General features: G+C 35.2%; 29 protein-coding genes. 23 read left to right on the forward strand and 6 right to left on the reverse strand.

The features are described 5' to 3' along the window. Positions 1-139: 139 nt before the first annotated feature. The 4 genes from moaC (at position 140) to tatC (ending at position 2,336) form a co-directional block, all read left to right on the forward strand. Complete coding sequence (gene moaC, locus LPC09_RS01370) at positions 140-628, forward strand: cyclic pyranopterin monophosphate synthase MoaC (RefSeq protein WP_231308827.1); 489 nt, start codon at positions 140-142, stop codon at positions 626-628. 73 nt (positions 629-701) lie between these two features. Continuing rightward, positions 702-1,346, forward strand: coding sequence for a redox-sensing transcriptional repressor Rex (locus tag LPC09_RS01375; protein WP_098798906.1), 645 nt, complete (start codon positions 702-704; stop codon positions 1,344-1,346). A 29-nt stretch (positions 1,347-1,375) separates the two neighbouring features. Beyond that, positions 1,376-1,570: a twin-arginine translocase TatA/TatE family subunit gene (locus LPC09_RS01380; RefSeq protein ID WP_098798907.1), complete on the forward strand. Its 195-nt coding sequence runs from the start codon at positions 1,376-1,378 to the stop codon at positions 1,568-1,570. 16 nt (positions 1,571-1,586) lie between these two features. Then, entirely contained in the window at positions 1,587-2,336 is a 750-nt protein-coding gene (gene tatC / locus LPC09_RS01385; protein WP_231308828.1) for a twin-arginine translocase subunit TatC, read from the forward strand. Positions 2,337-2,351: 15 nt separating this feature from the next. On the opposite strand, the gene LPC09_RS01390 is transcribed toward tatC, so the two are convergent. After that, positions 2,352-2,555 carry a YdiK family protein gene (locus tag LPC09_RS01390; protein WP_231308829.1) on the reverse strand — a complete coding sequence of 68 codons (204 nt, stop codon included), beginning with the start codon at positions 2,553-2,555 and terminating at the stop codon, positions 2,352-2,354. Beyond that, on the reverse strand, positions 2,552-3,277 hold the full coding sequence (locus tag LPC09_RS01395; protein WP_231308830.1) for a CPBP family intramembrane glutamic endopeptidase: 726 nt from the start codon (positions 3,275-3,277) through the stop codon (positions 2,552-2,554). The genes LPC09_RS01390 and LPC09_RS01395 overlap by 4 nt, the downstream gene beginning before the upstream one ends. A gap of 313 nt (positions 3,278-3,590) precedes the next feature. On the opposite strand from LPC09_RS01395, the gene groES reads away from it, so the two are divergent. The 14 genes from groES to LPC09_RS01465 all read left to right on the forward strand — a co-directional run bounded on the left by groES (position 3,591) and on the right by LPC09_RS01465 (position 15,877). Next, complete coding sequence (gene groES, locus LPC09_RS01400; RefSeq protein WP_026561982.1) at positions 3,591-3,875, forward strand: co-chaperone GroES; 285 nt, start codon at positions 3,591-3,593, stop codon at positions 3,873-3,875. 54 nt (positions 3,876-3,929) lie between these two features. After that, positions 3,930-5,564, forward strand: a complete 1,635-nt coding sequence (gene groL, locus LPC09_RS01405) for a chaperonin GroEL (RefSeq protein ID WP_121664262.1) — start codon at positions 3,930-3,932, stop codon at positions 5,562-5,564. Between the two features lie 336 nt (positions 5,565-5,900). Continuing rightward, a complete protein-coding gene (locus LPC09_RS01410) occupies positions 5,901-6,263 on the forward strand; it encodes a YwqH-like family protein (RefSeq protein WP_176551190.1) in 363 nt (120 codons plus the stop codon). Next, positions 6,260-6,547 (forward strand): DUF5344 family protein, encoded by a 288-nt coding sequence (locus tag LPC09_RS01415; RefSeq protein ID WP_098798913.1) that lies wholly within the window; start codon positions 6,260-6,262, stop codon positions 6,545-6,547. The genes LPC09_RS01410 and LPC09_RS01415 overlap by 4 nt, the downstream gene beginning before the upstream one ends. 3 nt (positions 6,548-6,550) lie before the next feature. Continuing rightward, entirely contained in the window at positions 6,551-8,023 is a 1,473-nt protein-coding gene (locus tag LPC09_RS01420; protein ID WP_098798914.1) for an LXG domain-containing protein, read from the forward strand. 35 nt (positions 8,024-8,058) lie between these two features. Continuing rightward, positions 8,059-8,304 carry a hypothetical protein gene (locus LPC09_RS01425; protein WP_098798915.1) on the forward strand — a complete coding sequence of 82 codons (246 nt, stop codon included), beginning with the start codon at positions 8,059-8,061 and terminating at the stop codon, positions 8,302-8,304. Then, complete coding sequence (locus tag LPC09_RS01430) at positions 8,297-8,596, forward strand: DUF4176 domain-containing protein (RefSeq protein ID WP_098798916.1); 300 nt, start codon at positions 8,297-8,299, stop codon at positions 8,594-8,596. Before LPC09_RS01425 ends, LPC09_RS01430 begins: the two co-directional genes overlap by 8 nt. Continuing rightward, on the forward strand, positions 8,593-8,982 hold the full coding sequence (locus tag LPC09_RS01435) for a DUF4176 domain-containing protein (RefSeq protein ID WP_098798917.1): 390 nt from the start codon (positions 8,593-8,595) through the stop codon (positions 8,980-8,982). The genes LPC09_RS01430 and LPC09_RS01435 overlap by 4 nt, the downstream gene beginning before the upstream one ends. Before the next feature lie 282 nt (positions 8,983-9,264). Next, positions 9,265-9,834, forward strand: coding sequence for a Uma2 family endonuclease (locus tag LPC09_RS01440; protein WP_231308831.1), 570 nt, complete (start codon positions 9,265-9,267; stop codon positions 9,832-9,834). A 306-nt stretch (positions 9,835-10,140) separates the two neighbouring features. Continuing rightward, positions 10,141-10,992: a DegV family protein gene (locus tag LPC09_RS01445; RefSeq protein ID WP_098798919.1), complete on the forward strand. Its 852-nt coding sequence runs from the start codon at positions 10,141-10,143 to the stop codon at positions 10,990-10,992. Between the two features lie 912 nt (positions 10,993-11,904). After that, positions 11,905-12,852: a carbohydrate ABC transporter permease gene (locus LPC09_RS01450; protein WP_098798920.1), complete on the forward strand. Its 948-nt coding sequence runs from the start codon at positions 11,905-11,907 to the stop codon at positions 12,850-12,852. After that, on the forward strand, positions 12,853-13,692 hold the full coding sequence (locus tag LPC09_RS01455; protein ID WP_098798921.1) for a carbohydrate ABC transporter permease: 840 nt from the start codon (positions 12,853-12,855) through the stop codon (positions 13,690-13,692). A 34-nt stretch (positions 13,693-13,726) separates the two neighbouring features. After that, complete coding sequence (locus tag LPC09_RS01460) at positions 13,727-14,359, forward strand: YesL family protein (RefSeq protein ID WP_098798922.1); 633 nt, start codon at positions 13,727-13,729, stop codon at positions 14,357-14,359. A gap of 183 nt (positions 14,360-14,542) precedes the next feature. Continuing rightward, positions 14,543-15,877: an ABC transporter substrate-binding protein gene (locus LPC09_RS01465; RefSeq protein ID WP_442920010.1), complete on the forward strand. Its 1,335-nt coding sequence runs from the start codon at positions 14,543-14,545 to the stop codon at positions 15,875-15,877. A 374-nt stretch (positions 15,878-16,251) separates the two neighbouring features. On the opposite strand, the gene LPC09_RS01470 is transcribed toward LPC09_RS01465, so the two are convergent. The 3 genes from LPC09_RS01470 to LPC09_RS01485 all read right to left on the reverse strand — a co-directional run bounded on the left by LPC09_RS01470 (position 16,252) and on the right by LPC09_RS01485 (position 18,315). Next, complete coding sequence (locus LPC09_RS01470) at positions 16,252-17,142, reverse strand: manganese catalase family protein (protein ID WP_098798923.1); 891 nt, start codon at positions 17,140-17,142, stop codon at positions 16,252-16,254. Between the two features lie 23 nt (positions 17,143-17,165). Then, on the reverse strand, positions 17,166-17,372 hold the full coding sequence (locus tag LPC09_RS01475; protein WP_098798924.1) for a YuzF family protein: 207 nt from the start codon (positions 17,370-17,372) through the stop codon (positions 17,166-17,168). A gap of 559 nt (positions 17,373-17,931) precedes the next feature. Beyond that, positions 17,932-18,315 (reverse strand): hypothetical protein, encoded by a 384-nt coding sequence (locus tag LPC09_RS01485; protein WP_098798925.1) that lies wholly within the window; start codon positions 18,313-18,315, stop codon positions 17,932-17,934. Positions 18,316-18,570: 255 nt separating this feature from the next. Between LPC09_RS01485 and LPC09_RS01490 the strand changes: the two genes are divergently transcribed. From LPC09_RS01490 to LPC09_RS01500, 3 genes are all read left to right on the forward strand, one after another. Further along, the gene (locus LPC09_RS01490) at positions 18,571-19,527 is read left to right on the forward strand and encodes a glycine-rich domain-containing protein (RefSeq protein WP_098798926.1); all 957 of its coding nucleotides are present in this window, start codon (positions 18,571-18,573) and stop codon (positions 19,525-19,527) included. A gap of 242 nt (positions 19,528-19,769) precedes the next feature. Then, on the forward strand, positions 19,770-21,203 hold the full coding sequence (locus LPC09_RS01495; protein WP_098798927.1) for a glycoside hydrolase family 1 protein: 1,434 nt from the start codon (positions 19,770-19,772) through the stop codon (positions 21,201-21,203). Positions 21,204-21,492: 289 nt separating this feature from the next. Continuing rightward, on the forward strand, positions 21,493-22,446 hold the full coding sequence (locus LPC09_RS01500; protein WP_098798928.1) for an alpha/beta fold hydrolase: 954 nt from the start codon (positions 21,493-21,495) through the stop codon (positions 22,444-22,446). A 206-nt stretch (positions 22,447-22,652) separates the two neighbouring features. Here the strand turns inward: LPC09_RS01500 and LPC09_RS01505 are convergent, their stop codons facing one another. Continuing rightward, positions 22,653-23,837, reverse strand: coding sequence for a DUF4317 domain-containing protein (locus LPC09_RS01505; protein WP_098798929.1), 1,185 nt, complete (start codon positions 23,835-23,837; stop codon positions 22,653-22,655). A 253-nt stretch (positions 23,838-24,090) separates the two neighbouring features. Between LPC09_RS01505 and LPC09_RS01510 the strand changes: the two genes are divergently transcribed. Together LPC09_RS01510 and LPC09_RS01515 are read left to right on the forward strand one after the other, a co-directional pair. Further along, positions 24,091-25,662: a sensor histidine kinase gene (locus tag LPC09_RS01510; protein WP_231308832.1), complete on the forward strand. Its 1,572-nt coding sequence runs from the start codon at positions 24,091-24,093 to the stop codon at positions 25,660-25,662. A gap of 19 nt (positions 25,663-25,681) precedes the next feature. Continuing rightward, positions 25,682-26,362, forward strand: a complete 681-nt coding sequence (locus LPC09_RS01515) for a response regulator (RefSeq protein ID WP_098798931.1) — start codon at positions 25,682-25,684, stop codon at positions 26,360-26,362. Positions 26,363-26,455 lie beyond the last annotated feature (93 nt).

The raw sequence follows: 26,455 nt of genomic DNA on the forward strand, positions 1-26,455 counted from the left end.
TGCTCTTGATTCAAGTGTGTCATATACTCTTAGATGTTAAACGGGTGATTCTTGCTTTTTGTATCCATATAATTGTCACAATAACAAAACAGACAGAACCTAAAAAATAGTGTATAGTCTAATTTAAGGAGATTTGTATATGTCAGAGTTTACTCATTTTAATGAACAAGGCCGAGCGAAGATGGTTGATATCTCGGCTAAAGAAGAGACTGTTAGAACAGCTCAAGCTAAGACAAGTATTCAAGTAACAAAAGAGGTTTACGAAAAAATTACTAATCATGAAATAGGAAAGGGTGATGTATTATCAGTTGCACAAGTAGCTGGAATTATGGCTGCTAAGCAAACATCGCAGGTCATTCCTATGTGTCATCCGATTTCAATAAAAGGTGTAAACATTGAGTTTGATTGGGATGTTCGTGATAATCATTATACTTTATTGATCTCAGTTACTGTGAAAACAAAAGGAAGTACAGGTGTTGAAATGGAAGCGTTAACCTCTGCTAGCATAACAGCACTAACTGTTTATGATATGTGCAAAGCAGTGGATAAAGGAATGATTATAGGCCCAACCTATTTAGTAGAGAAAACAGGTGGTAAAAGCGGCGATTTCTTAAGAAACGAAATATGACATGGATTTTACTAGTATCTCCAAAATCCTTTAAGCATTGTCATATGTGTTTGTGTGAATGTGAGGGATAAGATTGAATATAGACCAAACGAAAATACCGCAGGCAACTGCTAAGAGATTGCCTTTATATTATCGGTTTTTAAAAAATTTACACTCGTCAGGAAAGCAACGTGTCTCATCCGCCGAGTTAAGTGATGCAGTAAAAGTAGATTCCGCTACAATCCGCAGAGATTTTTCATATTTTGGAGCTCTTGGAAAAAAAGGATATGGATATAATGTGAATTATTTGTTATCCTTTTTTAGAAAAACATTAGATCAAGATGAGATAACGAAAGTATGTTTAATTGGTGTAGGAAATTTAGGAACGGCCTTTTTACATTATAATTTCACTAAAAATAACAATACAGTTATTTCTCTAGCTTTTGATGTAGACGAAGATAAGGTAGGTAGTGAGATTGGTGGGGTACCGGTCTTCCATTTAGATGAGATGGAAAACCATCTTCCTGATGATGTTACAGTTGCAATCTTAACTGTACCAGCGCCAGTTGCACAATCAATAACAGACCGTCTCATTACAAAGGGAATTAAAGGAATATTAAACTTTACACCAGCACGATTAAACGTGCCGGATGAAATAAGAATTCATCATATCGATTTAGCAGTAGAGCTACAGTCTCTAGTATATTTCTTAAAACATTATCCTCATGAGGAGAAATAAATAATAGCCCAGAAAAGGAGGTGGATTCGATGCCAACAGTAGGAATCGGAAGCCTTTTACTTATCGTATTTGTAGCATTACTTATCTTTGGACCAAAAAAGCTACCTGAACTTGGAAAAGCAGCAGGTAATACACTTCGCGAATTTAAAAATGCAACAAAAGGTTTAGCAGACGACGATGATGAGCAAGACAGCAAAAAAGAGAAAAAGGAAGAAGTCAAGTAAGATAGGATGAACCGATATGAAACATGATGAAATGTCGGTCATGGAACATATAACCGAACTAAGAAAACGACTCGTTATTGCTGTCGTTTTCTTTTTCGTAGCGGTTATAGCTGGATTTCTACTTTCCAGACCGATTATTATTTATTTGCAACAAACAGACGAAGCAAAATCATTAACATTAAATGCTTTTAATTTAACAGATCCATTAATGGTTTATATGAAGTTCGCTTTCATAATAGCATTTGTTATTACTTCACCGATTATTTTGTATCAGCTATGGTCGTTTGTTAGTCCAGGTCTATATGAAAAAGAAAGAAAAGTAACATTGAGCTATATTCCTATTTCACTTTTGTTATTCCTTCTCGGGATTTCCTTTTCTTACTTTATCCTGTTTCCGTTTGTAATCGACTTTATGGAAAGAATATCAACTGACTTGGATATAAATCAAGTTATCGGAGTGAATGAGTATTTCTCGTTCTTATTACAGCTAACGGTGCCATTTGGTATACTGTTTCAATTACCGGTTGTAATAATGTTCCTGACTAGATTAGGAATTGTTACCCCTATGTTTTTATCAAAGGTTAGAAAATACGCATACTTTGTATTGTTAGTTATTGCAGCTTTAATCACACCGCCTGAACTAGCGTCCCATTTGATGGTTTCCATACCGTTGTTTATTTTATATGAAATTAGCATCTGGATTTCCCGTATTTCCTATCGAAAGGCACAAAAGGCGCGGTTTGAAGAAGAGAACATAAAAAAATGAGACTCGTGATAAGTCTCATTTTTTTATGTTCATTTTTTTTATTTTTCTTGATAAAGTAAACATTCGAATCGCAACGCCGATATCAAAGGTTGCGATCAGCATTAATAAAATAGTTGGAAAGGTAAAGATCCCATTCTCGGCACTGTTTATTGCTAAGTAAGTAAATAGCAACCCCATAATTAAATAAAAAATGGCCATGGAAATAGGATTAGTTCTCATGATAAAAAGCCTCCAATAATTACTTGCATTTGTTCCATTTGCTTCATCATTCTTTCTATATCTTCCTGGAATACAGTCTGGATAATAACGACCATTGTATTCATAGCGACATGAGCAAAGATTGGGACGAGTATTCGTTTTGTTTTAACATAAAGAAATGCAAACGTGAATCCCATTGAACCGTACAATAGAACATGCTGTGGTTCACCATGTAATAGTGAAAAAATAAGTGAACTTATAATAGCAGCAATAAAGAAGTTTGTTTTAGTATAAAGTACCCCAAAAAGTATTTTTCGAAAAATAATTTCCTCAAGTATAGGACCCAAAATTGAGGTGACAATGATAACCAGGGGTGAAACCTTGATAACATTAACAATCATTTGAGTGTTCTCAGACCCGGCTTCGACCCCAAATACATTTACCTCTATATTTGCTGCAACACTTTGTACAAATAAAGCTAAAAAGAAACCTGCAACAGCCCAGCCGATTGAAGCTCCAACAGAAGATGGTTCCCCACGGAAGCGACTTTCTGCATGGCGGTCGTGTCTTAAAAGAAAGAGAATAATGAAGAAAGCCAATGTAAAGCTGAGGATTGTCCAATATGCAAACCTCTCAACTGTGGTTTCTCCTATATTTAATAGGTCTAATAACCTTATTCCTAGAAACGATGATAGCTGTAGTAGCATATATGTTAATAAAATAAACCAATAATGCCTTTTCATATTAGCCTCCTTGTAAACCATCGGTGATATAACAACGAATAATTATACCAAACTTTATTGTAACATACCCACATTCAATCTTATGTATGATATCTCTTTTCATGAGACAAAATGGTGAAATAATAACGTTTTCGATAAGAAGTTAGCCGAGTCGAAAAATAATAGAAAAAGTTCTCAAAAAAATTAAGCTTCATACTTGAAATTAAAAAGGAACTTATATAATATATTAATTGTGTTAGCACTCATGAATAGCGAGTGCTAATAAAAAGGAAAAATTAATCAATTATTTATGAAATTGAGGAGGTTGTTTCACTTGTTAAAGCCATTAGGTGATCGCGTTATTATCGAGTTAGTTGAATCAGAAGAAAAAACTGCTAGTGGTATCGTCCTTCCTGATAGTGCGAAAGAGAAGCCACAAGAAGGTAAGGTAGTTGCTGTTGGTACAGGTCGTGTACTAGATAGCGGAGAAAAAGTGGCGCTTGAAGTAGCAGAAGGCGATCGTATTATCTTCTCAAAATATGCTGGTACTGAAGTGAAATATGAAGGTACTGAATACTTAATTTTACGTGAAAACGACATTTTAGCTGTTATCGGTTAATAGAACAGCCCTATATCATAGAACATTTTATAATCTTGAGGAGGTTATGTAAAAATGGCAAAAGATATTAAATTTAGCGAAGAAGCTCGCCGTTCAATGCTTCGTGGTGTTGACGCTTTAGCAGATGCTGTAAAAGTTACATTAGGACCTAAAGGACGTAACGTAGTATTAGAAAAGAAATACGGTTCACCTTTAATCACAAACGATGGTGTAACAATTGCTAAAGAAATTGAATTAGAAGATGCATTCGAAAACATGGGTGCAAAATTAGTAGCTGAAGTTGCTAGCAAAACAAATGATGTTGCTGGTGACGGTACAACTACTGCAACGGTTTTAGCTCAAGCAATGATCCGTGAAGGGTTAAAGAACGTAACAGCTGGTGCTAACCCAATGGTAGTTCGTAAAGGTATTGAAAAAGCTGTAGCTGTTGCATTAGAAGAGCTTCAAGCTATTTCTAAACCAATCGAAGGTAAAGAATCAATTGCACAAGTTGCTGCGATTTCTGCTGCTGATGATGAAGTAGGTCAATTAATCGCTGAAGCAATGGAGCGCGTTGGTAACGACGGTGTTATCACAATCGAAGAGTCCAAAGGTTTCTCTACTGAATTAGAAGTAGTTGAAGGTATGCAATTCGATCGTGGATATGCATCTCCATACATGGTAACTGATTCTGACAAAATGGAAGCAGTTCTTGAAAACCCATATGTATTAATTACTGACAAAAAAATTACAAACATTCAAGAAATCCTACCAGTATTAGAGCAAGTGGTACAACAAGGTAAACCACTATTACTAATCGCTGAGGATGTTGAAGGTGAAGCATTAGCAACTTTAGTTGTGAACAAGCTTCGTGGAACATTCAATGCTGTAGCTGTTAAAGCTCCAGGATTCGGTGATCGTCGTAAAGCAATGCTAGAAGACATTGCGATCTTAACTGGCGGAGAAGTGATCACTGAAGAACTAGGCTTAGATCTTAAATCAGCTAACATCGATCAATTAGGACGCGCTTCTAAAATTGTTGTAACAAAAGAAAACACAACAATCGTAGAAGGTGCTGGCCAAGCTGATCAAATCGCTGGTCGCGTAAGCCAAATCCGTTCTCAATTAGAAGAAACAACTTCTGAGTTCGATAAAGAAAAATTACAAGAGCGTCTTGCTAAATTAGCTGGCGGTGTAGCAGTTATCAAAGTTGGTGCTGCAACTGAAACTGAATTAAAAGAGCGTAAACTACGTATTGAAGATGCCCTTAACTCTACTCGCGCTGCAGTAGAAGAAGGTATCGTTTCTGGTGGTGGTACTGCTCTAGTGAACGTATATAACAAAGTTGCTGCTATTCAAGAAGAAGGTGACACTCAAACAGGTGTTAACATCATCCTTCGTTCTCTTGAAGAGCCAGTTCGTCAAATCGCTCACAACGCTGGTCTTGAAGGATCTGTTATCGTTGAGCGCTTGAAAAACGAACAAGTTGGCATCGGCTTCAACGCAGCTAACGGCACATGGGTAAACATGTTCGAAGCTGGTATTGTTGACCCAACTAAAGTTACTCGTTCTGCACTTCAAAACGCAGCATCTGTAGCAGCTATGTTCTTAACAACTGAAGCTGTTATCGCTGACAAACCTGAAGAAGGCGGCGGCATGCCAGATATGAGCGGCATGGGCGGCATGGGTGGAATGGGCGGCATGATGTAATAACGCCCTCAAACCAAGTTATTACTAACATTGAGGTTTTAATAGAGGCTCCTCATAAGTTGACCAAACTTATGAGGAGCTTTTTTATTATTCCTAAAGGTAACTTTTCCGCGATCTGATTAATCATCCGAATAACTCTTCAAGATTTACAGCCTACATAAATTCCTTAGAGGGAAACTAGGCCTCCTATTCTTATTCTATATTTAGGTATTTCGAATGATGAATAAAACTCACAATTCAATAAATGGTTTTTATTACCCATTTATTATAATAATTACCATTTGATATCATAAACACGAAACAACTTCCGAATTATTCATGGAAGGAGCATATGATATGTCCTATTTATCCTATTTGCTTCAGCAATTAATTGAGAAAAGGGAACAGCTTATTAGACTTAAAAATACGAAAACTACTATACTAAATCTTCAAGATATACTTGTTAAGCAGGAATTATCGGTTGATGAACCTGCATTAACTGCTTCTCTATGGAATGGGAATACAGCTAGGAGCTTTGTTGATAAACGTGAAGTTGTAAAGTCTTCCTATATAGACATTACCTATTCGCAAGTAGGGAATGCAATTAAGGTGATTGATGATAAAATTTCCTCAATTCAAGTAGATATTCAAACATTAGAAATAAAAATAGAAATGGAGAAAGCTCGGATTGAAAATGAAAGGAGAGTTGAAAATCGTTGAATCAGCCAATCAAGGTTGTATACGAAGACGTCATAAAGTTAGTCTCGAATATCCAAAACGCTAATGAGCATTTTGATACATCAATCAAAGATGATTTTGCCCTACAAAATGAATTGGAAGTTGTGAAAACAATAAATGGACTAAATCAAATGTTAGAGAGAATTCGGGAGGAATATAAACACATACTTTTACAAAATAATCAATCAGCTATTCAGGCTGTTGAGTCAAATAAAGAAACCGATCAATCAATTTCTCAATCTTTCTTTCTAAACTCTGGAGAATAACATATGAAATTATTAGATAACCATTCATTACAATATAGTATTTCTGATTTAATATCCAAATTAGATTCTCAAAAAGCGCAATTGAACCAAGTAATCATTTCGATAAATGAACTTTTTAACTATCAAGATTCTTTTACTGGCAAAACCGCAGACGCAATAAGGCTATTCTATCAGGATATACATATCCCCTTCCTTACTTTTTATTCTACTCTTCTTGAAGATTATAAAAAAGTACTTATAACACTAAAAGATCGTTCTTTAGATTTAGAAAATGAGCCTAATGGTCTTATTAAACAAAGTTTCTTAGAAGGGGAACTAAGTGATGGGTTAACTCAATCGGAAAAATCCTTGGTGAAACTAGTTAATGAAACTAATGAGAACTTAAACACTATTGAAGATATTGTTCATGTACCTAGAGTCAATGATCAAGATTTTCTAAATGCTACGGAAGATGCCCATAAAGAGATTAATCAAACAGTTACTGATTTGATTAGCTTTGATACTGAAAATAGTAAAAACTTAGAAACCGTGGGTAAGGATATCCATATGATGGAACAGTATATCCTTGAAATGCAGAGTATTTTAAGATCAGGCAGAATAAGTGTGGGGAATTATTCCACCGTTCAAACAAGTGTATTCACCCAACGTTTGTCTTTACTTCAATCACTACATCAAAAGCAAAATTTTGACTATATGTTATTGCGTAGTACAGTTCCAAGTGAATATGAATCTATGCGTAAGCTCCTCTATCTAAATAATAATAGCTTCTATAGAATAATGACTAACTCTGAGGACATAGCGATTTCTGGTACAGGAGTTGCTCAGAATCCCGATGGAGCAGGTACTAAAAGGAAAAGTGATAACATTATAACTATTGAAGATAAAGTAGAAGATGGTTGGGGTTCGGATGGAGTTGGTAACGCAGGCTACTCACTTGAAGCTGATATAGAAGAAAGAAATATTCAGGGAGAAATTGGCGCTTCAGTCGTTAACACTGATAATATGGATGATATTCCAGATCATGTTAGCCAGAAAATCTTATATGGCGATATGGGAATTTCTGTTCCTTATGGTCTGGAATCTTTTACCAAAAGTACAATTTATGGGCAAAACATTGGATTTAAGTCAGAGGCAGGAGTGGCGAAGTCTTCTTTTTCGCACGAAAACTCACCATTAAATGGTACATTTAATTTTGCTCAAGGAGAAGCAAAATTAAATTACGAAGATTATACATATAGTGCAGGAGCTGGAGTTTCAGCAGCAAAAGTAGAATTAAAGGTGGAGCCACTAAATTTCTTTGGCTATGAGCCACTAGAGGAATGGTTTGGATTTAATTATGACCCGTTTGTTGGTGTAGATATTTCATTAGGAAGCATAGGTGTAAGTGGTTCAGTAGGTTTAGAGACTAGTATCTATGCTGCATACGGTGTAGGTGTTGGCGTAAAAGCAGGACTAGAAAAAGATGAGAATGAGTAATTATAAAAGTGTTTAATAAGGTGGAGATTTATAACATGTTTCCAAATAAGCCGCAGGTAAAAAAAGCAACAAGGTTTGCGTTATTATTTTATAGTATTTTTATGGGGATTAGTGGAACAATCTTCTTATCAGTACTGATATTCTGGGGTATACCAAAAGACCAACTTTCTGATCTTTTTGTTCCTTTACTTTTTATGTTTATTCCTTTATATGGAACATGTATAGCGGCTTTAATCATCCGTGCAATATTTTTTAAGAAAGAGGGGATTTCTAGTGACTGACTTATCATTAGACCTTTTACCAATAGGAACGGTTGTAAAATTAAAAGATATCACAAAGCCTGTCATGATCTACGGAAGGCATCAGATACAAACTAAAACGAAAGAAATCTATGATTATATTGCTGTTCCATATCCAGAAGGGAATCTATCGGAGGAATTTAATGTATTCTTTAACAGGCAATTAATCGAGAAAGTTATATATAAGGGTTTCATCTCTCCAGAAGAAAACCTGATGAAAGAAAAAGTGGAACATGATTTGAAAATAGGTCAAGGAAATGGTGTAAATATATGAAATCAAAGTTCTTTTTTTTATTTATTATTTTAGTACTTACACTGATAGGCTGTAGCGAACAAAAGGCAAGTCAAAAAGTCGAATCGGAAAAGGAAGAGGAACAAACCGAGAGTCTCGACCCTGCTAAGCTGGTTCCGATTGGTACCGTCGTAAAATTAAAAGAAATGGATAAGCTTGTCATGGTTTATGGCTATAATCAAATTCAGACAAGTACTGGTAAGCAATTTGACTATATTGCAGTACCATACCCTGAAGGAAATATCTCACCAGATTATAATGTCTTTTTTAACAGAAATATGATCAAAGATATAATACATAGTGGTTATGTCACTTCAGAGGATAAAGAAAATCGTGAAAATGCTGATAGTGAAGGCCATACATATTGATCCAAAATAAGGAAGATTTTAATGTGTTAGCAGATCATTGAAATCTGCCCCTTAAACCCTTGATATGAAAGGGTTGAAAGTCATTTGCTAACAAAATGCTAACATTCGGTTTATAAAAGAGGCTTCTCAATTAGTTGATTAAACTTATTGAGAAGCCTCTTTCTTTAGTAAACGGACCAGTTGGGGCAAGACTTGTTATATTATGAGTGCTTGAAGTGAATCTGTGTAATGCTCTTGAATATGCTAAAATATGATTAAGCATGAATTGAAAGGGATGATTTAATGGCCATTCCGGATAAAAAAGAGAAGTATTCGTATGCCGATTATCTAACATGGGACGAAGGCGGAAGATTCGAATTAATTAATGGGGAAGTTTTTAATATGTCTCCTGCTCCATCACGAAGGCATCAACAGGTTCTCCGAGAGCTATCTACAGCTTTTTCGATTTTCTTGCGAGAAGAAGAATGTGAAGTTTTTTTTGCACCTTTTGATGTACGGCTGTTAGTGGAAAATAAACAAGATGATGATATAAATAATGTTGTTCAACCCGATTTATCGATTGTGTGTGATCAGAAAAAGCTTGATGACAAGGGATGTAATGGAGCACCTGATTTGATTATTGAAATCCTTTCACCTTCATCTGTTAAGTTAGATCGTTGGAAAAAGTTTCAACTTTATGAAAAAGCAGGGGTGAAAGAGTATTGGCTTGTTGACCCGGTTAACGAATCTGTAGAAATATATCTTTTAATCAATGAGCAATACAAATTTCAAGGAGTCTTTACAAAAGTTGATAAAATTTCTGCAAATATATTAACCGGATTAGAATTAGACCTAAATCAAATTTTTGAATAAATTAAAGTGACTGCCCACAGTACTTTAACACTTTATCGTACTGGAGATTGCAGGCCCCTTTTCCCATTTTAAAATTTATCACAGCGACAGCCTGGATAACTTTGTTCCATTAGTTGGTGAAAATTATAGGAAACCTTTTGAAAATGTATAGACTACTTCCTGATTTGAGGAGATAGTCTCTTTTTGTTTAATTTTACCTTCCGAGAACTCTAGGATGCCAGACGCTATAAGGCTTTCTCGTGTATAATTAAAACGCAATGTTGGAAGAGTAAACGCGGACCTTAATATACTCAAGGGGGAAATAGAATGCGAAGGATCATCTTATCGACCGAAAGCGGTGCCGACGTACCGAGTGATTTAGCTGAAAAGTACGATATTCAAATAGTTCCAATGCATATCATTATGGATGGAAAAGATTATTTAGATGGTTATCTTCCAGTACAGGATATTTATGACTATTACGGACGTACGAAGAAAATACCCTCTACTACCTCCACAAATTCACATGAGTATCAAGAGTTCTTTGCAAATATAAGAGAGAGTATCCCAGATTGTATTATTGTACATATTGGTTATACATCAAAAGCTTCTTCTTCTTTTCAAAATGCTGTTATTGCTGCGGAAGAATTTGAAGATATTTTTCTCATTGATGCTCTGAACGTTACTGGAGGATTAGCTGCGATTGTACTGTATGCTGCTGAGTTACTAGAAAGGGAACCTTCCATTGAACCGGAACATTTAGTTGAAAAAGTAGAGGCAATCGTTCCTAAATCAAGATTGGTTTTCATCCCAGGGAGTCTTGAGTTTCTTAAAGCAGGAGGACGAGTAAGTAATATGGCTTCTTTGATTGGGACTTTGTTGAAAATAAAGCCATGCATAGAGTTGAAGGACGGAAAGCTTATGTCTACAAAAAAGTACCGCGGGAATATGAGTGGAGCTACTGAAAAACTTTTTAGTGATTACTTAAATACATACAACATCGATAGAAAGCAGCTATATTTTATTTACTCAATAGGGTTTGATGAAAGAATCAAGCAGCGGATGGACGAGATTGCCAAAGAAAATGGATTCCACAATATAAGATGGATCCAAGCGGGCGGTATGATTTCAACACATTCTGGAGCTGGGGGCTTCGGGGTAGCGGGATTGGAGCGATAATACGGGAGAGAGATTATATGCCAATAAGCAATTGATTGAAATGATTGGAATTATGAAAATTAAAGTGTAGAAAAATGAGAAAAGTATCTTCTCTAACTGCTAATATCTTGCTAACGGTCTAGTGAAAAACGGTTAATTCTGTTAAAGATGTTACAGTAGGAATTTAATAATACATTGAATATTGTACTCTATCCACACCAAATAAGAGAGGCTTTTCATAAGTTGACTAAACTTGTGGGAAGCTTTTTTTGCTATTTGATCATTGCACTTGTTTTGAAATTTTTCTAACTTCAAAAGTGCAATGGAATAACTTAATTTATCGGTTCAGCCTTGGCTTATAAGAAGGGTTCAATCTCCACAATAACTTCAACCCAGAGTGTGGTTTTTAGTAGGAGATATATGTATTGGTGAACATATACTTACAAGTTAAATATGGTAAATGTAGTTGTCATGATGAATAGTTAAATGCTGGTTTTATTTTAAGGGCATGCATAAATAGTCCTAAATATAGCCGAATAACAAGATTAGACAAATTTTTCATTATATACAAAATAATCAGAAAGTACTTGAAATTAAATGTTCAGTTATTTATAATCAAGATGTACCTAACATATGCGTATGAGTGGGTGAGAAATTATCTTTATATTTGTTCGTACAAAATTAATTACATTATTATTGGTACGTATGTAATATTTTTTGGTTAGTAGTGTAAGCGTTGTTAATTTTAATCTCAAGGGGAGGTCGTTTAATGTAATTCAAATATTATAAATAACATGACTTTCATACTTTTATTCTAGAACTCATTTCTATCTCGCTTTAAACAGTCTTAGGCCATGATGAAAATGTATTGTGTGTTTTTGGCATGCTCCTAAGAGGTTTTCAGCTACTATGTATCAAAGGGAGGTTTTTTACATGTTACCTACTTCGAAGAATACATCACCTGAAATGACAGTAACAGCAAATAGATCAAATAAAGTGTTGAAATTTCTCAATTCAAAAAAAGTAGTACCGTATATTTTTGTCTCTCCGTTTATCCTTTCTTTTTTGGTTTTATCTTTATATCCTTCAATACAAGCAATCATCATGAGCTTTCAGCGAGTACTTCCAGGACAAACAACATTTATAGGAATGTCTAATTATTCGCGGGTTCTTAATCCAACCTTTTATAAGGCACTATCAAATACATCAATCTACGTTTTACTAACCGTTCTCATTTTAGTCATAACACCAATCATTTTAGCTGTATTACTAGATTCAAAGCTTGTTAAATTTAAAACATTTTTCAGGGCATCTTTGTTTTTACCTGCATTAGCTTCAACGATTGTAGCTGGTATGGTGTTTAGACTTATGTTTGGTGAAACCGATGCAGCAGTGGCTAACCAAATTTTAAATTGGATAGGTTTAGAGTCTGTTGATTGGAGATATAACGCTTGGTCAGGCATGTTTCTCATGGTTCTTCTATGTTGTTGGCGTTGGATGGGTGTGAACATTCTTTATTTCTTAGCTGCTCTTCAAAATGTTCCTAAAGAATTATACGAAGCAGCAGAAATGGATGGCGCATCAACAATCAAGAAGTTTTTCTATGTCACATTGCCATTTTTAAAGCCGGTGACAATCTTTGTAACAACCATTTCCGTCATCAATGGTTTTAGAATGTTTGAAGAAAGCTTTGTTTTCTGGGAAGCAGGTTCTCCAGGAAATATTGGATTAACAGTTGTTGGTTATTTATATCAACAAGGGATTCAGCAAAATGATATGGGGTTTGGTGCAGCAATCGGGGTTGTTTTAATGTTAATCATCTTTGCGGTTAGCTTCATTCAACTTATTTTAACTGGAGCCTTTAAGAAAGGGGATGAGTAAATGAAAAAGAAAAAAAGTTCACTAGTCGTTTGGTTAATAAACATTGGCTTTTGCATCATTTCATTTATTGCGTTGTTCCCTATTTTAAATTTGTTAATTTCATCACTAAGACCTTCGTCCGAATTAATGAGAAATGGAATTAGCTTGGTTTTTGATCCTAGTACACTAAGTTTTAATAACTACACGTATATTTTTACACAAGCTGGTAATTATTGGGGCTGGTATATGAACAGCTTGACCATTTCAGCGATTACGATTGTACTATCGTTATTTTTCTCTTCAATGGTCGGGTATGCACTTGCGTTATATGACTTTAAAGGAAGAAATCTAATTTTTGGGTTTGTGCTATTTATTTTAATGGTTCCATTTGAAATTCTTATGCTTCCACTCTTCCAATTAATGATTAGTATGAATTTAATTAATACGTACACAGCTGTTATTCTACCTGCTGTAGTTGCACCGATAGCAGTATTCTTCTTCAGACAATATGCCATTGGTCTTCCAAAAGAATTAATGGATGCGGCAAGGATTGATGGAGCTACAGAGTATGGAATTTTCTTTAGGATTATGCTACCGCTTATGGGGCCATCAATGGCAGCAATGGCAATTCTTCAGGGATTAGGAAGCTGGAACAATTTCTTATGGCCATTAATTGTTTTAAGATCGAACGATATGTTTACATTACCAATCGGCTTAGCAACGTTACTAACACCTTATGGAAATAATTATGATGTGCTCATTGCAGGTTCTGTTATGACCATTATTCCAATCATTATTCTCTTTGTCTTTTTCCAACGGTACTTTGTTGCAGGACTTACAGTTGGTGGAGTGAAGGGATAAACCTATTTCGGATCTAAAGAGGTGGAGTATTGATATGAATGGGAAAGAAATTGTATCAAAATTAGATTTTATACTTCAATGGATTTTCCGCCTTGTTGTGCTGAATGTAATGTGGATTTTCTATTCAGTTCTTGGACTAATTGTAGCAGGTATCTTTCCATCTACTGCCGCTATGTTAAGTGTAGCTCGAAAGTGGATTCTGGGTGAACATGATATCAAGATTTTCCAAACATTTAAGAAAACATATCGTCAAGAATTTGCTACAGCCAATATATTGGGATGGATTTTAACAATAACTGGAGTTATTCTGTATTTTAATTTTCAATTAATGAAGAATTCGGTAAGTGTGTTCTCTATTGTAACTCCTTTTGCCTTTTATTTAATGGTTTTCTTCTATATGATTCTATTAATTTGGGCTTTTCCAATGCTTGTTCATTATAAAGCTACCTGGAGACAGCATCTTAAGAATGCCATTATTGTAGGTTTATCAAAACTTCATTATACCCTCATGTGTGGTTTGAAGATTTTTTTTGTATTGTATCTATCTTTAAGTTATCCGGGAATCATTCCATTTTTCACGATTAGTGCCTTAGGGATAGGGGTGATGTGGGTTACGTTGCGAGTCTTTACTAAAATGGATCAGGGAGTAAAGGTGAAGTCGCTATAAAGTGCGGAGGTTTCTATTATTTTCTACCTAAGTGAAAATACTTTCAGCTATGAGTATGCATAATTGTTAATTTGTAAGCGCTTATCCTGTAGTTAGCAAACTTAAGGGAGGTGAATCTATCGAATTAATTCTGTTATGAAAAAACTCTAGGCTTTTAAAAATGATAAACAAGGGGGAAGAAAATTGAAAAGGTCGTTATCGGTACTTTTAGGATTACTTATGTGTTTTGTATTAGCGGCATGTAATGGTGGAGGAGACTCGGCATCTGGTGAGGCAACTGAAAAGGAAGTTATAGGTGGAGATGTTGAAGATGCAACCGAATTAAAGTATTGGACATTTGTTGAACTGCACATGGATTTCTTTAAAGACGCGGTTCCTCGTTGGAATGAACTTCACCCAGATAAACCGATTAAACTTGTTGCTGAAACATTCCCTTACGATCAAATGCATAACAACTTATTATTAGCGCTACAGTCTGGTAAAGGTGCACCTGATATTTCTGATATTGAAGTTGGTCGTTTTCCGAACTTTTTACAAGGTGAACCACAGCTTTTACCTATGAATGAATATGTTGAACCAGAAATGGATAACTTCATCCAATCAAGATTTGACATATATGCTAAGGATGGTAATTACTACGGTATGCCTACACATGTTGGTGCGACTGTCATGTATTATAACAAAGAAATTATGGACCAAGCTGGTGTTGATATAGATTCAATCAAAACTTGGGATGACTATGTAGAAGCGGGTAAAAAGGTCGTTGAAAACACTGATGCTGTTATGACAACAGTTCATACGGGTGATGCAACTACTTTCCAGCAAATGATCAGTCAACAAGGTTCTGACTTATTTGATGATGAGGGTAATTTAACAATAGATAGCCCTGAAAACATCAAAACACTTTCTTTGTTGAATGATATGCTTAATACACATAAAATTGCAGAGTTAACACCTGGTGGCGAGCCACATGCTGAAGAGTTTTATGCATTTATGAATGAAGGAAAAGCGGCATCTATCTCTATGCCAATGTGGTATATGGGACGTTTCACAGATTATATGCCTGACCTAAAAGGTAAAATGGTGATACGACCAATGCCTGCTTGGGAAGAAGGTGGAGATCGCTCGGTAGGTATTGGTGGAACTGGTACCGTTGTTACAAATCAAACTGAGCATGCTGAGCTTGCAAAGGAATTCCTGGCATTTGCAAAACTTTCTAAGGAAGCAAATATTAAACTATGGACAGTTCTGGGCTTTGATCCACCTCGTTGGGATGTGTGGGAAGATCCGGCGGTTCAAGAGGATAACAAATTCTATCAATATTTCGGTACGGATATTTTTGATACATTACTTGAGATCAAAGACGAAATTAATGGTATTAACGTAACAGAACAATATCCAGATGTTCTAACCGAGTTAAATACCAATACATTAAATAATGTACTAAGACAGAAATCTGAATCTCCTGAAGATGCTTTAAAGAAAGCACAGGAAACAGTTGAAGCAAATATGCAGTAGGTATTTTTTAAAGGGTTGGAACACTTTCGTTTCAGCCCTTTTGGGTGTTATAGAATTAGATTGTTGGTGAAAGTCAGTTTAGAGTTAGCACCAAGATTCACCACCCATTTACTATGTAATTATATAATTATGAATCCTAAAATTCTATAATGCGTACTTCGACCATGAACAATTAGTAACACCTAGTGGTATAAAATTGGCTATGGTTGCCCTAAATGAATTGAAAACAAGGAAAAACTGTCATAAGACGACTTCAAACTGATTCTATCAAAGTGTCAAATTGGATTGTTGAAGTATGAATGAAAATAGCGAACAGTGGCTGCTGCCGTTCGCTAAAGAAATCCAAATTTCATTAATATTTCCTGCAAAATTCATTATAACTTTTCCATTAGACGTTTTTTGATTAATTCATAATCGTCCCTAGTAATACCAGGAGCAAATTCTTCAGGTAATTCCTCTAAGTCTGGTATGGGTCCCCCCTCAGGAGCACCAATTTTCACTTCCAGTGGATGCCCATTTTCCGGATTAGTTCCTTTCCAAATCATTCCAATATCCCTGTATTCTGTTTCGCTCCATGTGTAAAGCACATTGCTTAAGCCTTTTTCTATGAATGGCCTAGCATAATCAAATTTTGAGTTATCAAGATTTGGAACTGGAAGCATTTTCGTTAAGTCTACCCCTGTCACAATTTCGATTGCTTTCGCATAGGCGAGGACATGTGTTCCTCCACGAACAAGTAAATACCCAATCATTTCTCGAGCAACTGGGTTATCAGTCATCTCATAAACTCTCATTTTATGTGTACGTGCACCAATTTCTAGAAAAAAGTTATGTGTTAAATCTAAAACCAGATTACCACTATTAAATACATTATCACCAGTCCAAGGTCTTCCCATCGAATCACCTGGTATAGCCGTTTGAGCAGTAGAGATAAAGTGGTGGGTGTTTCTAGCATCCTTCCCATTTTGGAGTGGAGTGATATCCGGATCCCCCGGAAACGTATTACCTACCGATAACAAATTAATTGTATTAGAAACAAGTTCTACATGACCAATTTCTTCTGCTGTAATGCTAGCTACTAACTCATAGAATGGTTTTAGCTTTTTTTTATTTCTGAAGTTAAAAGACTGAAACATATAGTTATTTAAGGTAGACATCTCCCCAAACTTGCCACCCAAGAGCTCTTGTACTGCAGCAGCAGCATTCATATCACCGTGTTCAGGTATAGGAAGTTCAATTGGCAATTTATTTATTCTTTTAAACATTATTTTCCCTCCACTTCTATTTGTTAACCAGGAAAAACCCAAATAATTTGCTGGGTTCGAATAAAAAAGGGAGTTCCGTTAGATTCGACAACAATGTGATCTGGCAATACATTTTTCAGGGAACCACGAACGCTACCTCTTATGGTTTGAACTGTAACCATCTTACCAACAATTGTTGTTAATGTCTGATAAACATAGGGATCATAAAAGGATAACATGTTGTTTGTCATTTAGATTCTCCTATTCTAATGTCATTCTTACTGAGTATATGTTTCTCGATATGAAAAAAGACTGAAAAACAACGGTTCAATTGACTGTTTTTTTCGAAGGTGCAAAAGTATTACTTAGCTTTACATTTCTTATAGACGTTCATGAGGAGATAATGGCAGAGGGAAAAACAATGGTAGGTGTTATTGAAGGAGATGCTGTGCCTCAATTAGCGGAGTATTATAAAAAAGGGATGTTTCCATTAGATAAAATTAGTAAAGTTCTATGAGTTTGCGAAGATTAATGAGGATTTTGAGGATTCTAAAAAGGTATGGCCATCAAACCGATTGTGCAATTAGGATGATGCACCTCTGTTCGTTTTGCTTATGGAACTAGTGTAATGATATTAATACTTAATAATGACCTTTTGTTTGTCTCTTGGAAGGAGAAATTGTCTTAACTTCAGGAGAAGGTCTTTCATCAGTTTATAAAACTCTTTGAAGACTTTTTCTTCATTTTAGTGACTTTAAATCTTCAATTTTATACTAATACCTGATATCCAAGACCTTGTTAACTTAGATTTTAAGGGATAAACTCTCTGTCCCCCTCGGATAAGATTTCGATTCCACCCTTGGCCTCTGTTGCTGCCCCAGCTGATTGTAATAAATCACCTAAAATGACCATTCTTTGAGCGTTTAATATAGATCTATTGTCAGATAAAGAAACCTGCTTGCTAACGCTTAATGTTTCTATTATTTGTCCGATGGTTTGTACCCATAAACCAGTTTCAATTTTCCTTTCGCTTATGTTTTCTTCCTTCAAAGAAAGCAATTTTGAATAAGAAATTGCTTCGGTTAATATACCAATTACTTGAATCCAAAGGCCCGCTTCTATTTGCTTTTCTAGCTGTAGGATAAGTTCATCTTTCGTATGATCTGTCCGCTTCTCCTTTTTATATTTAGACATAGCATGACCTCCAATATTTAGGAATAAAGTGATTTGATGAAATTATATTCTTATCTTTTCAATAGGTTACATTTCAGCCTCTATTTACATAGAATATGTGTATTTGTGTATATGTGGGGGAGGAAATGAATTTGCCAGGATGTATAGAGTATTTACCACTGAATATACGACAATGAAACTTATTTATAATTAAAACGTATAAATAAGGTAATTAAGAGGGTTCTTTAAAGTCATTTGCGAAAAGGGGAGTGAACCATGGAGTTATTTATCGGCTTTATTATCATTGCATTCTTTATTATTCTCGGAAGTACGTTATTTTCAACAAGAAAGAAAAAATCTTTAAAGAATGACCCAATCCCAAAACAGTTAGGTATACAGAAAGCAGAAGGAATCCCGATTGTAAAAAAGCTCGATCAATCCTTAACAAACTCGTATATTGATAATGTGAAAAACCGTGTTCTACAGGAACATCCGAAATGGAAGGACCATGAATTTGATTGGGGTATGTTTGAGTTAAAGCGTTATTTCTTAATGAATAGCTTATTAAAGTCAGTTCCGATGTTTAGCCATCATGTAGATGAAATTTGGCATGAGATGTTAATGTTTACAAGAGATTATGACAAGTTTTCGAAGGATTTTTATCATGATACACTGCACCACACTCCGAATATGGATATTACACCGATTCCTGGTGAACGAGCCTTTTTTGATTGGGTATATATTAGTTTATTTGAAGTAACTACGAACAGCAGAGTGATTTGGGGGCGCTTTTTACAGAATCCAATTAAGCGTGAAATAATAGACGATTTTCGCCAATTATCTGAAGATGAGTTGCTCTCAAAATATTTTAGGAAAAATGAAGACTGGCTAGAAGTAAAGACATATTTAATTCGTAAAATGAAAAATGAGATTTTTGAGGCAGAGCAGCAAAATACTGACTCAAAAAAGTTTACCCCACATACATCAACGAGTGATACCAATATTTATTCCTATGCAGCAATGGCGGCTATCTTTTATTCGTTATATGACGAAGATCAATTTCATGAGCATATGAGTGAAGTAGTACCTGAAGAATATGATAAAGGTGTTCCGTACAGTGGTGGCTCTTCTTGTTCTGGTTTTGCTTGTAGCAGTGGTTCAGGCGACTCAGGTGGCGGTGGAGATTCAGGAGGTTCCAGCTGCTCCAGTTGTGGAGGAGGTTGCAGTAGTTAAGATATTGTATGAAATCCTTTACATTTCATTGAGAGATTGATATATTAGAATCAAAGTTTATATTAATTTATGGATTGTTACTGATAAAGCAGGCAAAACCTAAGTTGCTTAGAAATAGAGGAGGAAATCCTTCTGTTTTCTTGAGCAATTTAGGTTTTTTTTATGCAAAAAATGACTTTTATTAGTGATGAACTATTTCATTTTTTAACAATGTTTCAAAATTTTAGATGAGGTGATAAATAATGACTAGTAAATTTCCAGAAGGTTTCTTATGGGGCGGCGCAACAGCAGCTAATCAGTTAGAGGGAGCATACCAAGAAGGTGGAAAAGGTCTTAATTTAGCGGATGTACTTCCAGGTGGAAAAGGAAGACTTAAGCTTTTAACTGATACTGGATTTGATTTTGAAATTGATCACTCAAAATATGTGTATCCTAATCATGAAGGAATCGATTTTTATCATCGATATAAAGAGGATATCGCATTATTTGCGGAAATGGGCTTCAAAACGTTTCGTTTAAGTATTGCTTGGTCTCGGATTTTTCCAAACGGTGATGAATTAGAGCCAAATGAAGAAGGTCTGGCATTCTATGATCGAGTGTTTGATGAACTAGCAAAATACAACATTGAGCCATTAGTAACGATTGCACATTACGAAACACCATTGCACTTAATAAAAGAGTACGGTGGCTGGAGAAATCGTAAATTAGTAGAATTCTTTGAGCGTTATGTAACAGTTCTTTTCAATCGCTATAAAGATAAGGTGAAATATTGGCTTACGTTTAATGAAATTAACGGAGCAACACATATGCCATTGTTTGGTCTTGGTTTTTCACCAGAAAGTGAAGAAACACGTCTTCAAGACAGCTTCCAAGGGCTTCATCATCAATTTGTTGCAAGTGCAAAAGCTGTTCAACTAGGACATGAAATCATTCCAGGTTCACAAATTGGCTGTATGCTTATCTATGCACCTGTTTATTCTTTTGATAGTAATCCTGAAAATATTATGTACGCACAGCAAGAGGCTCGTATTTTCAATAATTTCTGTGGAGATGTACACGTTCGCGGTGAATATCCAAGCTTTATTAACCGTTACTTCAAAGAGAATGACATTAACATCAAAATGGAAGACGGAGACCTTGAAATCATAAAAGAAGGTACAGTGGACTTTATTTCATTCAGCTACTATATGTCACGTACTGATAAGAAGAACAAAACTCCTGAAGAAATTGGTCAAGGAAACTTGATTGGCGGGGTGAAAAATCCATTCTTAGATGCAAGCGATTGGGGCTGGGAAATTGACCCTGTTGGTCTTCGTATTGCTTTAAATGAACTGTATGGACGATATCAAGTGCCTTTATTCGTTGTTGAAAACGGTCTAGGTGCTTACGATAAGGTAGAAGAAGATGGTAGCATTAACGATGATTATCGCATTGATTATTTAAGAGAGCATATTAGAGCAATGCGTGAAGCGGTAGAAGATGGTGTAGAATTAATGGGGTATACTGCTTGGGGATGTATTGACCTAGTAAGTGCTTCTTCAGGTGAAATGTCTAAGCGCTATGGTTTCATTTATGTAGACAAGCATGATGATGGAAGTGGAAGCTTAGAGCGTAGTAGGAAAAAATCATTCCATTGGTATAAAAATGTTATCTCTACTAATGGAGAAGAGCTTTAAGAATGATAACAGGTATGGTCAGGGAGGTTTCTATGTGATTTTTACATAGAAACCTCTTTTTTAATTGTTAATAATGCAAAGAAATAGCTTCATCAATTCTCAACTTGTTTATCAAAAGGTAATAATTGTTCTTTTTCTCAAGAATCATTCTGTAAAAAACGTGTTTTCTCACCTTATATCCTATAAATTTATACCATCTAAACAAACAAAAATAATAATAAAAAATTAACGTAATGAAAATATTTTAAAAATAACACGATGGTATAATTTTACAAAAGGTGGTGGAGAAATGGAGAAACAAATTCATGTAAATGTAAAGAAGAAAAGGTTCAGTTTTTTAAGATGGTTTGGGGTTTGTCTAGGTATGCTAATGTTAATTTGTTTTACTTATCAGCAAATTATGACTAGAGTAACAGCTGACATGTATCCTCCGGTAGGTGAAATCGTTGATGTAGGGGAATATAAATTACATTTGTATGCTATTGGGGATAAAACAAACCTTCCAACGATTATTCTTGAATCTGGTTTGGGCACACCATCTTCATATAAAGACTGGGAAGATATACAAGTGGAACTATCAAAATACACGAGAGTTATTTCATATGATCGCGCAGGATATGGCTGGAGTGAGTCTGCTTCAAATGAGCGAACAGCAGAACAAATTGCAGATGATTTATTTAGGCTGCTTGAAAAGGCAGAGGAAAAGGGTCCGTTTCTTTTGGTCGGCCACTCTTTTGGTGGGTTTACATCACAAGTATTTGCACATAAATACAAAGAGGATATGGCTGGACTTGTGCTTATAGATTCTTCACATGTTGATCAAGAGGGGGGATTTTCAAAAGGAGAAAGTTACCTAATCAGAGGGTTAAAAGAGTTAGGTGCCGGAAGAATATTAGAGTTGATTAATATGATGCCTATCTATTCAAATGATGAACTATCTGTTCACTTTTTTCATCAACATTTTTATAACGATAATCAAATAAGTGAACTTGAGTATATGATGACCAAATCAGTAGAACAGGTTCGTGTCGCTCAAGCGAAAGGCTTCGGTAATATCCCGTTATTTGTTTTGTCAGCCGAGCATGAAGAATACCCAGAGTGGTCTGAACTGCAAGCCCAAACTGCTTCGTTATCTTCAGATGGTAAACATATCGTTGTTAAGGATGCTAGTCATTATATCCACAAAGATGAACCGCAGATCGTTATTGATTCAATTATGAGCATGATCAAAAAAATACAATAGGTTAATGAGTAGAGGTACTCACTAATAACCATTTATGAAAAATCAGCTAGCGGGTTAGATAATAGACAAAAGGAAATGTGAAATGGTGGGTACATTTCCTTTTGTCTATGGCTCTATTTCACGAAATCTTATTATGTTATGCTTACATTTATATAGAAAAACATGATCAATTCATAGTCGAAAAGGCGCTCGTTTCAAAGTAAAGGCTATTCTTCCGTTTGTTCCCCACCAAAAGCCTCAGGGATCATTGTAAAGCCTTCTATCACGGTATCTTCTTCCACTTCAATCATCAAATAACGTTTGCCACCTAACTGTACTTGTTTAACATACCTTAAATCTTGTGGACTAATAGAAATGTTCGCTATTTTTGTATTGATTTTTATTGATTTTGAAGTGAACTTTGGTAGAACACTGTTTGCTTTTATCTCATACTTGTCATCATCAATTATTTTCTTGAAAGCTGTTTCTACCTTTTCAGTGTTTATATCTTCCAGACCGCTCATTTTTAAAACTCGTTCAACATCTTTTGTATCTAACTTTGGTAGTTCTTCCTCTTCATTTTCTACAATCATACGGTTTATTTCTTCATAAACATTTGAAAGAGTAGATGTACTTAGTTGATCACCGGTTACGTCTTTAATAATTTCTTCAAAAACAATTTTATCGTCTTTTGCGGTCATTGTTTCTTCGCCGTTTAACACTTCTTCTATGAACTGATGATCTGGCTCATGTACCTTACCTGCTGAATACAGAATGTGATTAACATCAGCTGCATTGTCCGTAAAGCACGGAAACAGAAACCCAGCAATTGGAGCATTAAGGTTAATAATCGGATCAACAACAAAATTATATTTGAACTCCCTCTCAACATAATCAAACAGTAGTTCTTTCTTTGGCTCTTGTGTGTTATTAATACTGCACAAAATAAAGGGATGAGAATAAACAGTATCTCGATCACTTTCCTCAGCTTCATCGCTTCGTCGTTTTGTTGGCTTGAGGTATTCTCCTTTTATAAATGTAACAACTATGTCCATCTCATATTGTCGTATAAGCAGCATTTTGCCTACTATTTGCAGCATTTGCTCTTTCCAGCCTTCAACATCATTACTAAGTAATCCTTGATGTAAGATAAGTTGGCTATTATTTTCAGTATTTCTTTGAAACTTTAATTCAAATAGCTTTTCATCCAGCTGGCCAGCTAGCAATTTTTTGAAGTTATTCATAAATAACTCCTGTTGATCTTGATCTAGCATTTCAAATGGTTGACTTTGGTGATGATAAATCTCACTTGATTCTTTCATAATATAAACATTAAAAATGTCAGAGATCTTGAGTAAATCATTATCTATTTTGAATTGTTTTCGTATAAGTGCAACATCTTTTTTGTTCATGACTTTCCACTCCTAAGCTACCTTAAGGTATTCTCACCTGTTTCGTAATTCATATATTTTACCATATTGTATTAGTGTTATTAATTATAATGGAATATTTAAGGTCTTTCATTGGCTTACAGTGAAAGACCTTTTCAATTTTTTTCGAAAGTTCATTTGAGTCAAAATATTCATTCATGTATTATAAATATAAATATCTCAAATTATATTATTTTGTTTAATCTAGTAGTTTACAAGTAAAATGGAGGTTGATATGAAGGTTCAGTTTACATTACAAACTAAAATTTTAGGTCTCATTTTCTTTCTTATTTTACTTGTTATTGGAGTTCTTACAGCTACATTTGCGTTCAATGAAACAAAAGAGGATGTGAAACAGGCAGAAGAATTGGCCCTTCAAACAGCTCAAACTCTGTCGTTTATGCCTGCAGTCCAGGAGGGTTTTCGAGAACAAAATGCTAATAGGCAAAGTATGAATTTGGTTATAACTAAAATGATGAATCAAGTAGATGCTACAAGTATTTTTGTTGAAAATCGGGAGAAAAAAATAATTGCTGGAGAAAAGCCTATATCAGAATCTCATGAAACATATAAGGCTCTTGTATTTGGTAGTTCATATGTTACTCATGTTGGGAAGGAAGAAGAAGAGGTTTTAAGAGGGATAGCTCCGATCATTCTTAATCATGGTGATTATACAAAGGTAGAAGGAGCAGTAGTTGTTGAGTTTCAGATGCTAGAAATCCGAGACCGTATTTCAGGTGAAGTAAAAGGAATGGTGATGACTTCTGCAATTGTATTAATAATAGGAGTTATCGGAAGTATTGTTCTTGCACGTAATATTCGAAAAGATACTCTTGGGCTGGAGCCTTATGAAATCGCTTTATTATTTAGAGAGCGTAATGCCATTTTACAATCAGTCAAAGAAGGTATTATTGCCATTGATCAATACGGCAGGGTTACGATGATGAATAAATCAGCTCAACAAATTTTAGACATTTCAAGTCGAGATGAAGTTCAGAGAATTAATGAAATGATCTCATCTGATACTATTTTAAAACTAATGGAATCAAAAAAAGATGTTGTAAATGAGGAAGTGCAGTACAAGGATCGAACTCTTATCGTTAATACTCAGCCAGTTTTAGAGGATGGGGAAAGAGTTGGAACAGTTGCCACCTTTAGAGACAAAACGGAAATGAAAAAGATGGTTGACGCATTTTCTGAGGTGAAGCAGTATTCAGAAGATTTACGGGCACAAGCACATGAGTTTACAAATAAGCTTTATGTCATATTAGGATTAATTCAACTTGGTAAAAAAGAGGAAGCCATACAACTCATTCAAGAAGAAACAAAATCACAAGAACATCATGGTGAACTAATCTTTAATTCAATACAAGATGAGAAAATTCAAGCAATTTTACTAGGAAAACTTGCTAAGGCATCTGAAAAGAAAATTGTCTTTCATATTGATGAAGAGAGTTCACTATCTCCTCTATCAGAAAAATTTAAACTTGCACCGCTAATTATTATTCTAGGAAATATACTAGATAATGCGTTTGATGCAGCTGCTGATAGCAAAGAAAAAAAAGTTTCTTTTTTTGCAACCGATTTTGGGAACGATGTTTTGTTCGAGATAACAGATAGCGGCAAGGGAATACCAGATGGCATGGAAGAAGCCATATTTGATAAAGGTGTCTCATTAAAGGGAGAAAAAAGAGGGTATGGCCTTGCGAATGTGAAAGAGGAAGTGGAGCTTTTAGGTGGCTTTATTGAATTGACAAGTACGGAAGATGAGGGGACTGTATTTTCGGTATTTTTACCAAAGGAATAGATAAAGAGGGGGAACGGGTATGATTAACGTCATCATAGCTGAGGATGACTTTCGGGTTGCTCAAATTCATGAGGCATATTTAGCAGAAGTTAAGGAGATGAATTTAGTAGGAAAAGCAAGCAATGCTAAGGAAACGTTTGAATTATTGGAGAAACTAGATGTTGATTTACTTTTATTAGATGTGTATATGCCTGACCAGCTAGGCACAGAGCTTTTAGCCAAGGTAAGAGAAAACTATCCTGAAGTTGACATCATAATGATTACAGCGGCAACAGACAAAACCTTTATAAATAAAGCACTAAACTATGGAGTAGAACATTACTTAATAAAGCCGATCACCATTGAACGATTTAAAGAAGTAATGGATCAGTATAATAAGAAAAAAGAGTTGTTGAAGTCTGTAACGGATGTGAATCAAGATTTTCTTGATTCTCTATTTGGAGCAGGTGAAAAACAAATAGAAAAGCCTTTGCTTCCTTCAGGCATTGATTATGTTACATTAAAAAAAGTAAAAGAAATCATTGGACTTGAATTCGATGGAATAACATCAGAGAAAGTCGGCAAAAAAATGGGTGCTTCACGAACAACGGCGAGGAGATATCTCGAATATTTAGTTGGAACGGGTGAAGCTATATCAGAGCACGTGTATGGAATTGTTGGAAGACCAGAGAGACGTTACTACTCGAAAAAAGCGGAGTAGTAGCGTCTCTCTGCTGCTTGGTGAACAAAATGAACAAAACTAAATTTAATTTATTTATTACTCAATATTTTGAAAACGTTTACATAAAAAAGC

The organism is Metabacillus sp. B2-18, from assembly GCF_021117275.1.
In the GTDB taxonomy this organism is placed as follows: domain Bacteria; phylum Bacillota; class Bacilli; order Bacillales; family Bacillaceae; genus Metabacillus.

Excerpts from the sequence above, each read along its gene's own strand:
- moaC (WP_231308827.1), top strand. The coding sequence starts at position 140 with ATGTCAGAGTTTACTCATTTTAATGAACAAGGCCGAGCGAAGATGGTT.
- LPC09_RS01380 (WP_098798907.1), top strand. The coding sequence starts at position 1,376 with ATGCCAACAGTAGGAATCGGAAGCCTTTTACTTATCGTATTTGTAGCA.
- tatC (WP_231308828.1), top strand. The coding sequence starts at position 1,587 with ATGAAACATGATGAAATGTCGGTCATGGAACATATAACCGAACTAAGA.
- LPC09_RS01390 (WP_231308829.1), bottom strand. The coding sequence starts at position 2,555 with ATGAGAACTAATCCTATTTCCATGGCCATTTTTTATTTAATTATGGGG.
- LPC09_RS01395 (WP_231308830.1), bottom strand. The coding sequence starts at position 3,277 with ATGAAAAGGCATTATTGGTTTATTTTATTAACATATATGCTACTACAG.
- groL (WP_121664262.1), top strand. The coding sequence starts at position 3,930 with ATGGCAAAAGATATTAAATTTAGCGAAGAAGCTCGCCGTTCAATGCTT.
- LPC09_RS01410 (WP_176551190.1), top strand. The coding sequence starts at position 5,901 with ATGTCCTATTTATCCTATTTGCTTCAGCAATTAATTGAGAAAAGGGAA.
- LPC09_RS01420 (WP_098798914.1), top strand. The coding sequence starts at position 6,551 with ATGAAATTATTAGATAACCATTCATTACAATATAGTATTTCTGATTTA.
- LPC09_RS01425 (WP_098798915.1), top strand. The coding sequence starts at position 8,059 with ATGTTTCCAAATAAGCCGCAGGTAAAAAAAGCAACAAGGTTTGCGTTA.
- LPC09_RS01435 (WP_098798917.1), top strand. The coding sequence starts at position 8,593 with ATGAAATCAAAGTTCTTTTTTTTATTTATTATTTTAGTACTTACACTG.
- LPC09_RS01440 (WP_231308831.1), top strand. The coding sequence starts at position 9,265 with ATGGCCATTCCGGATAAAAAAGAGAAGTATTCGTATGCCGATTATCTA.
- LPC09_RS01445 (WP_098798919.1), top strand. The coding sequence starts at position 10,141 with ATGCGAAGGATCATCTTATCGACCGAAAGCGGTGCCGACGTACCGAGT.
- LPC09_RS01450 (WP_098798920.1), top strand. The coding sequence starts at position 11,905 with ATGTTACCTACTTCGAAGAATACATCACCTGAAATGACAGTAACAGCA.
- LPC09_RS01455 (WP_098798921.1), top strand. The coding sequence starts at position 12,853 with ATGAAAAAGAAAAAAAGTTCACTAGTCGTTTGGTTAATAAACATTGGC.
- LPC09_RS01460 (WP_098798922.1), top strand. The coding sequence starts at position 13,727 with ATGAATGGGAAAGAAATTGTATCAAAATTAGATTTTATACTTCAATGG.
- LPC09_RS01470 (WP_098798923.1), bottom strand. The coding sequence starts at position 17,142 with ATGTTTAAAAGAATAAATAAATTGCCAATTGAACTTCCTATACCTGAA.
- LPC09_RS01475 (WP_098798924.1), bottom strand. The coding sequence starts at position 17,372 with ATGACAAACAACATGTTATCCTTTTATGATCCCTATGTTTATCAGACA.
- LPC09_RS01485 (WP_098798925.1), bottom strand. The coding sequence starts at position 18,315 with ATGTCTAAATATAAAAAGGAGAAGCGGACAGATCATACGAAAGATGAA.
- LPC09_RS01490 (WP_098798926.1), top strand. The coding sequence starts at position 18,571 with ATGGAGTTATTTATCGGCTTTATTATCATTGCATTCTTTATTATTCTC.
- LPC09_RS01495 (WP_098798927.1), top strand. The coding sequence starts at position 19,770 with ATGACTAGTAAATTTCCAGAAGGTTTCTTATGGGGCGGCGCAACAGCA.
- LPC09_RS01500 (WP_098798928.1), top strand. The coding sequence starts at position 21,493 with ATGGAGAAACAAATTCATGTAAATGTAAAGAAGAAAAGGTTCAGTTTT.
- LPC09_RS01505 (WP_098798929.1), bottom strand. The coding sequence starts at position 23,837 with ATGAACAAAAAAGATGTTGCACTTATACGAAAACAATTCAAAATAGAT.
- LPC09_RS01510 (WP_231308832.1), top strand. The coding sequence starts at position 24,091 with ATGAAGGTTCAGTTTACATTACAAACTAAAATTTTAGGTCTCATTTTC.
- LPC09_RS01515 (WP_098798931.1), top strand. The coding sequence starts at position 25,682 with ATGATTAACGTCATCATAGCTGAGGATGACTTTCGGGTTGCTCAAATT.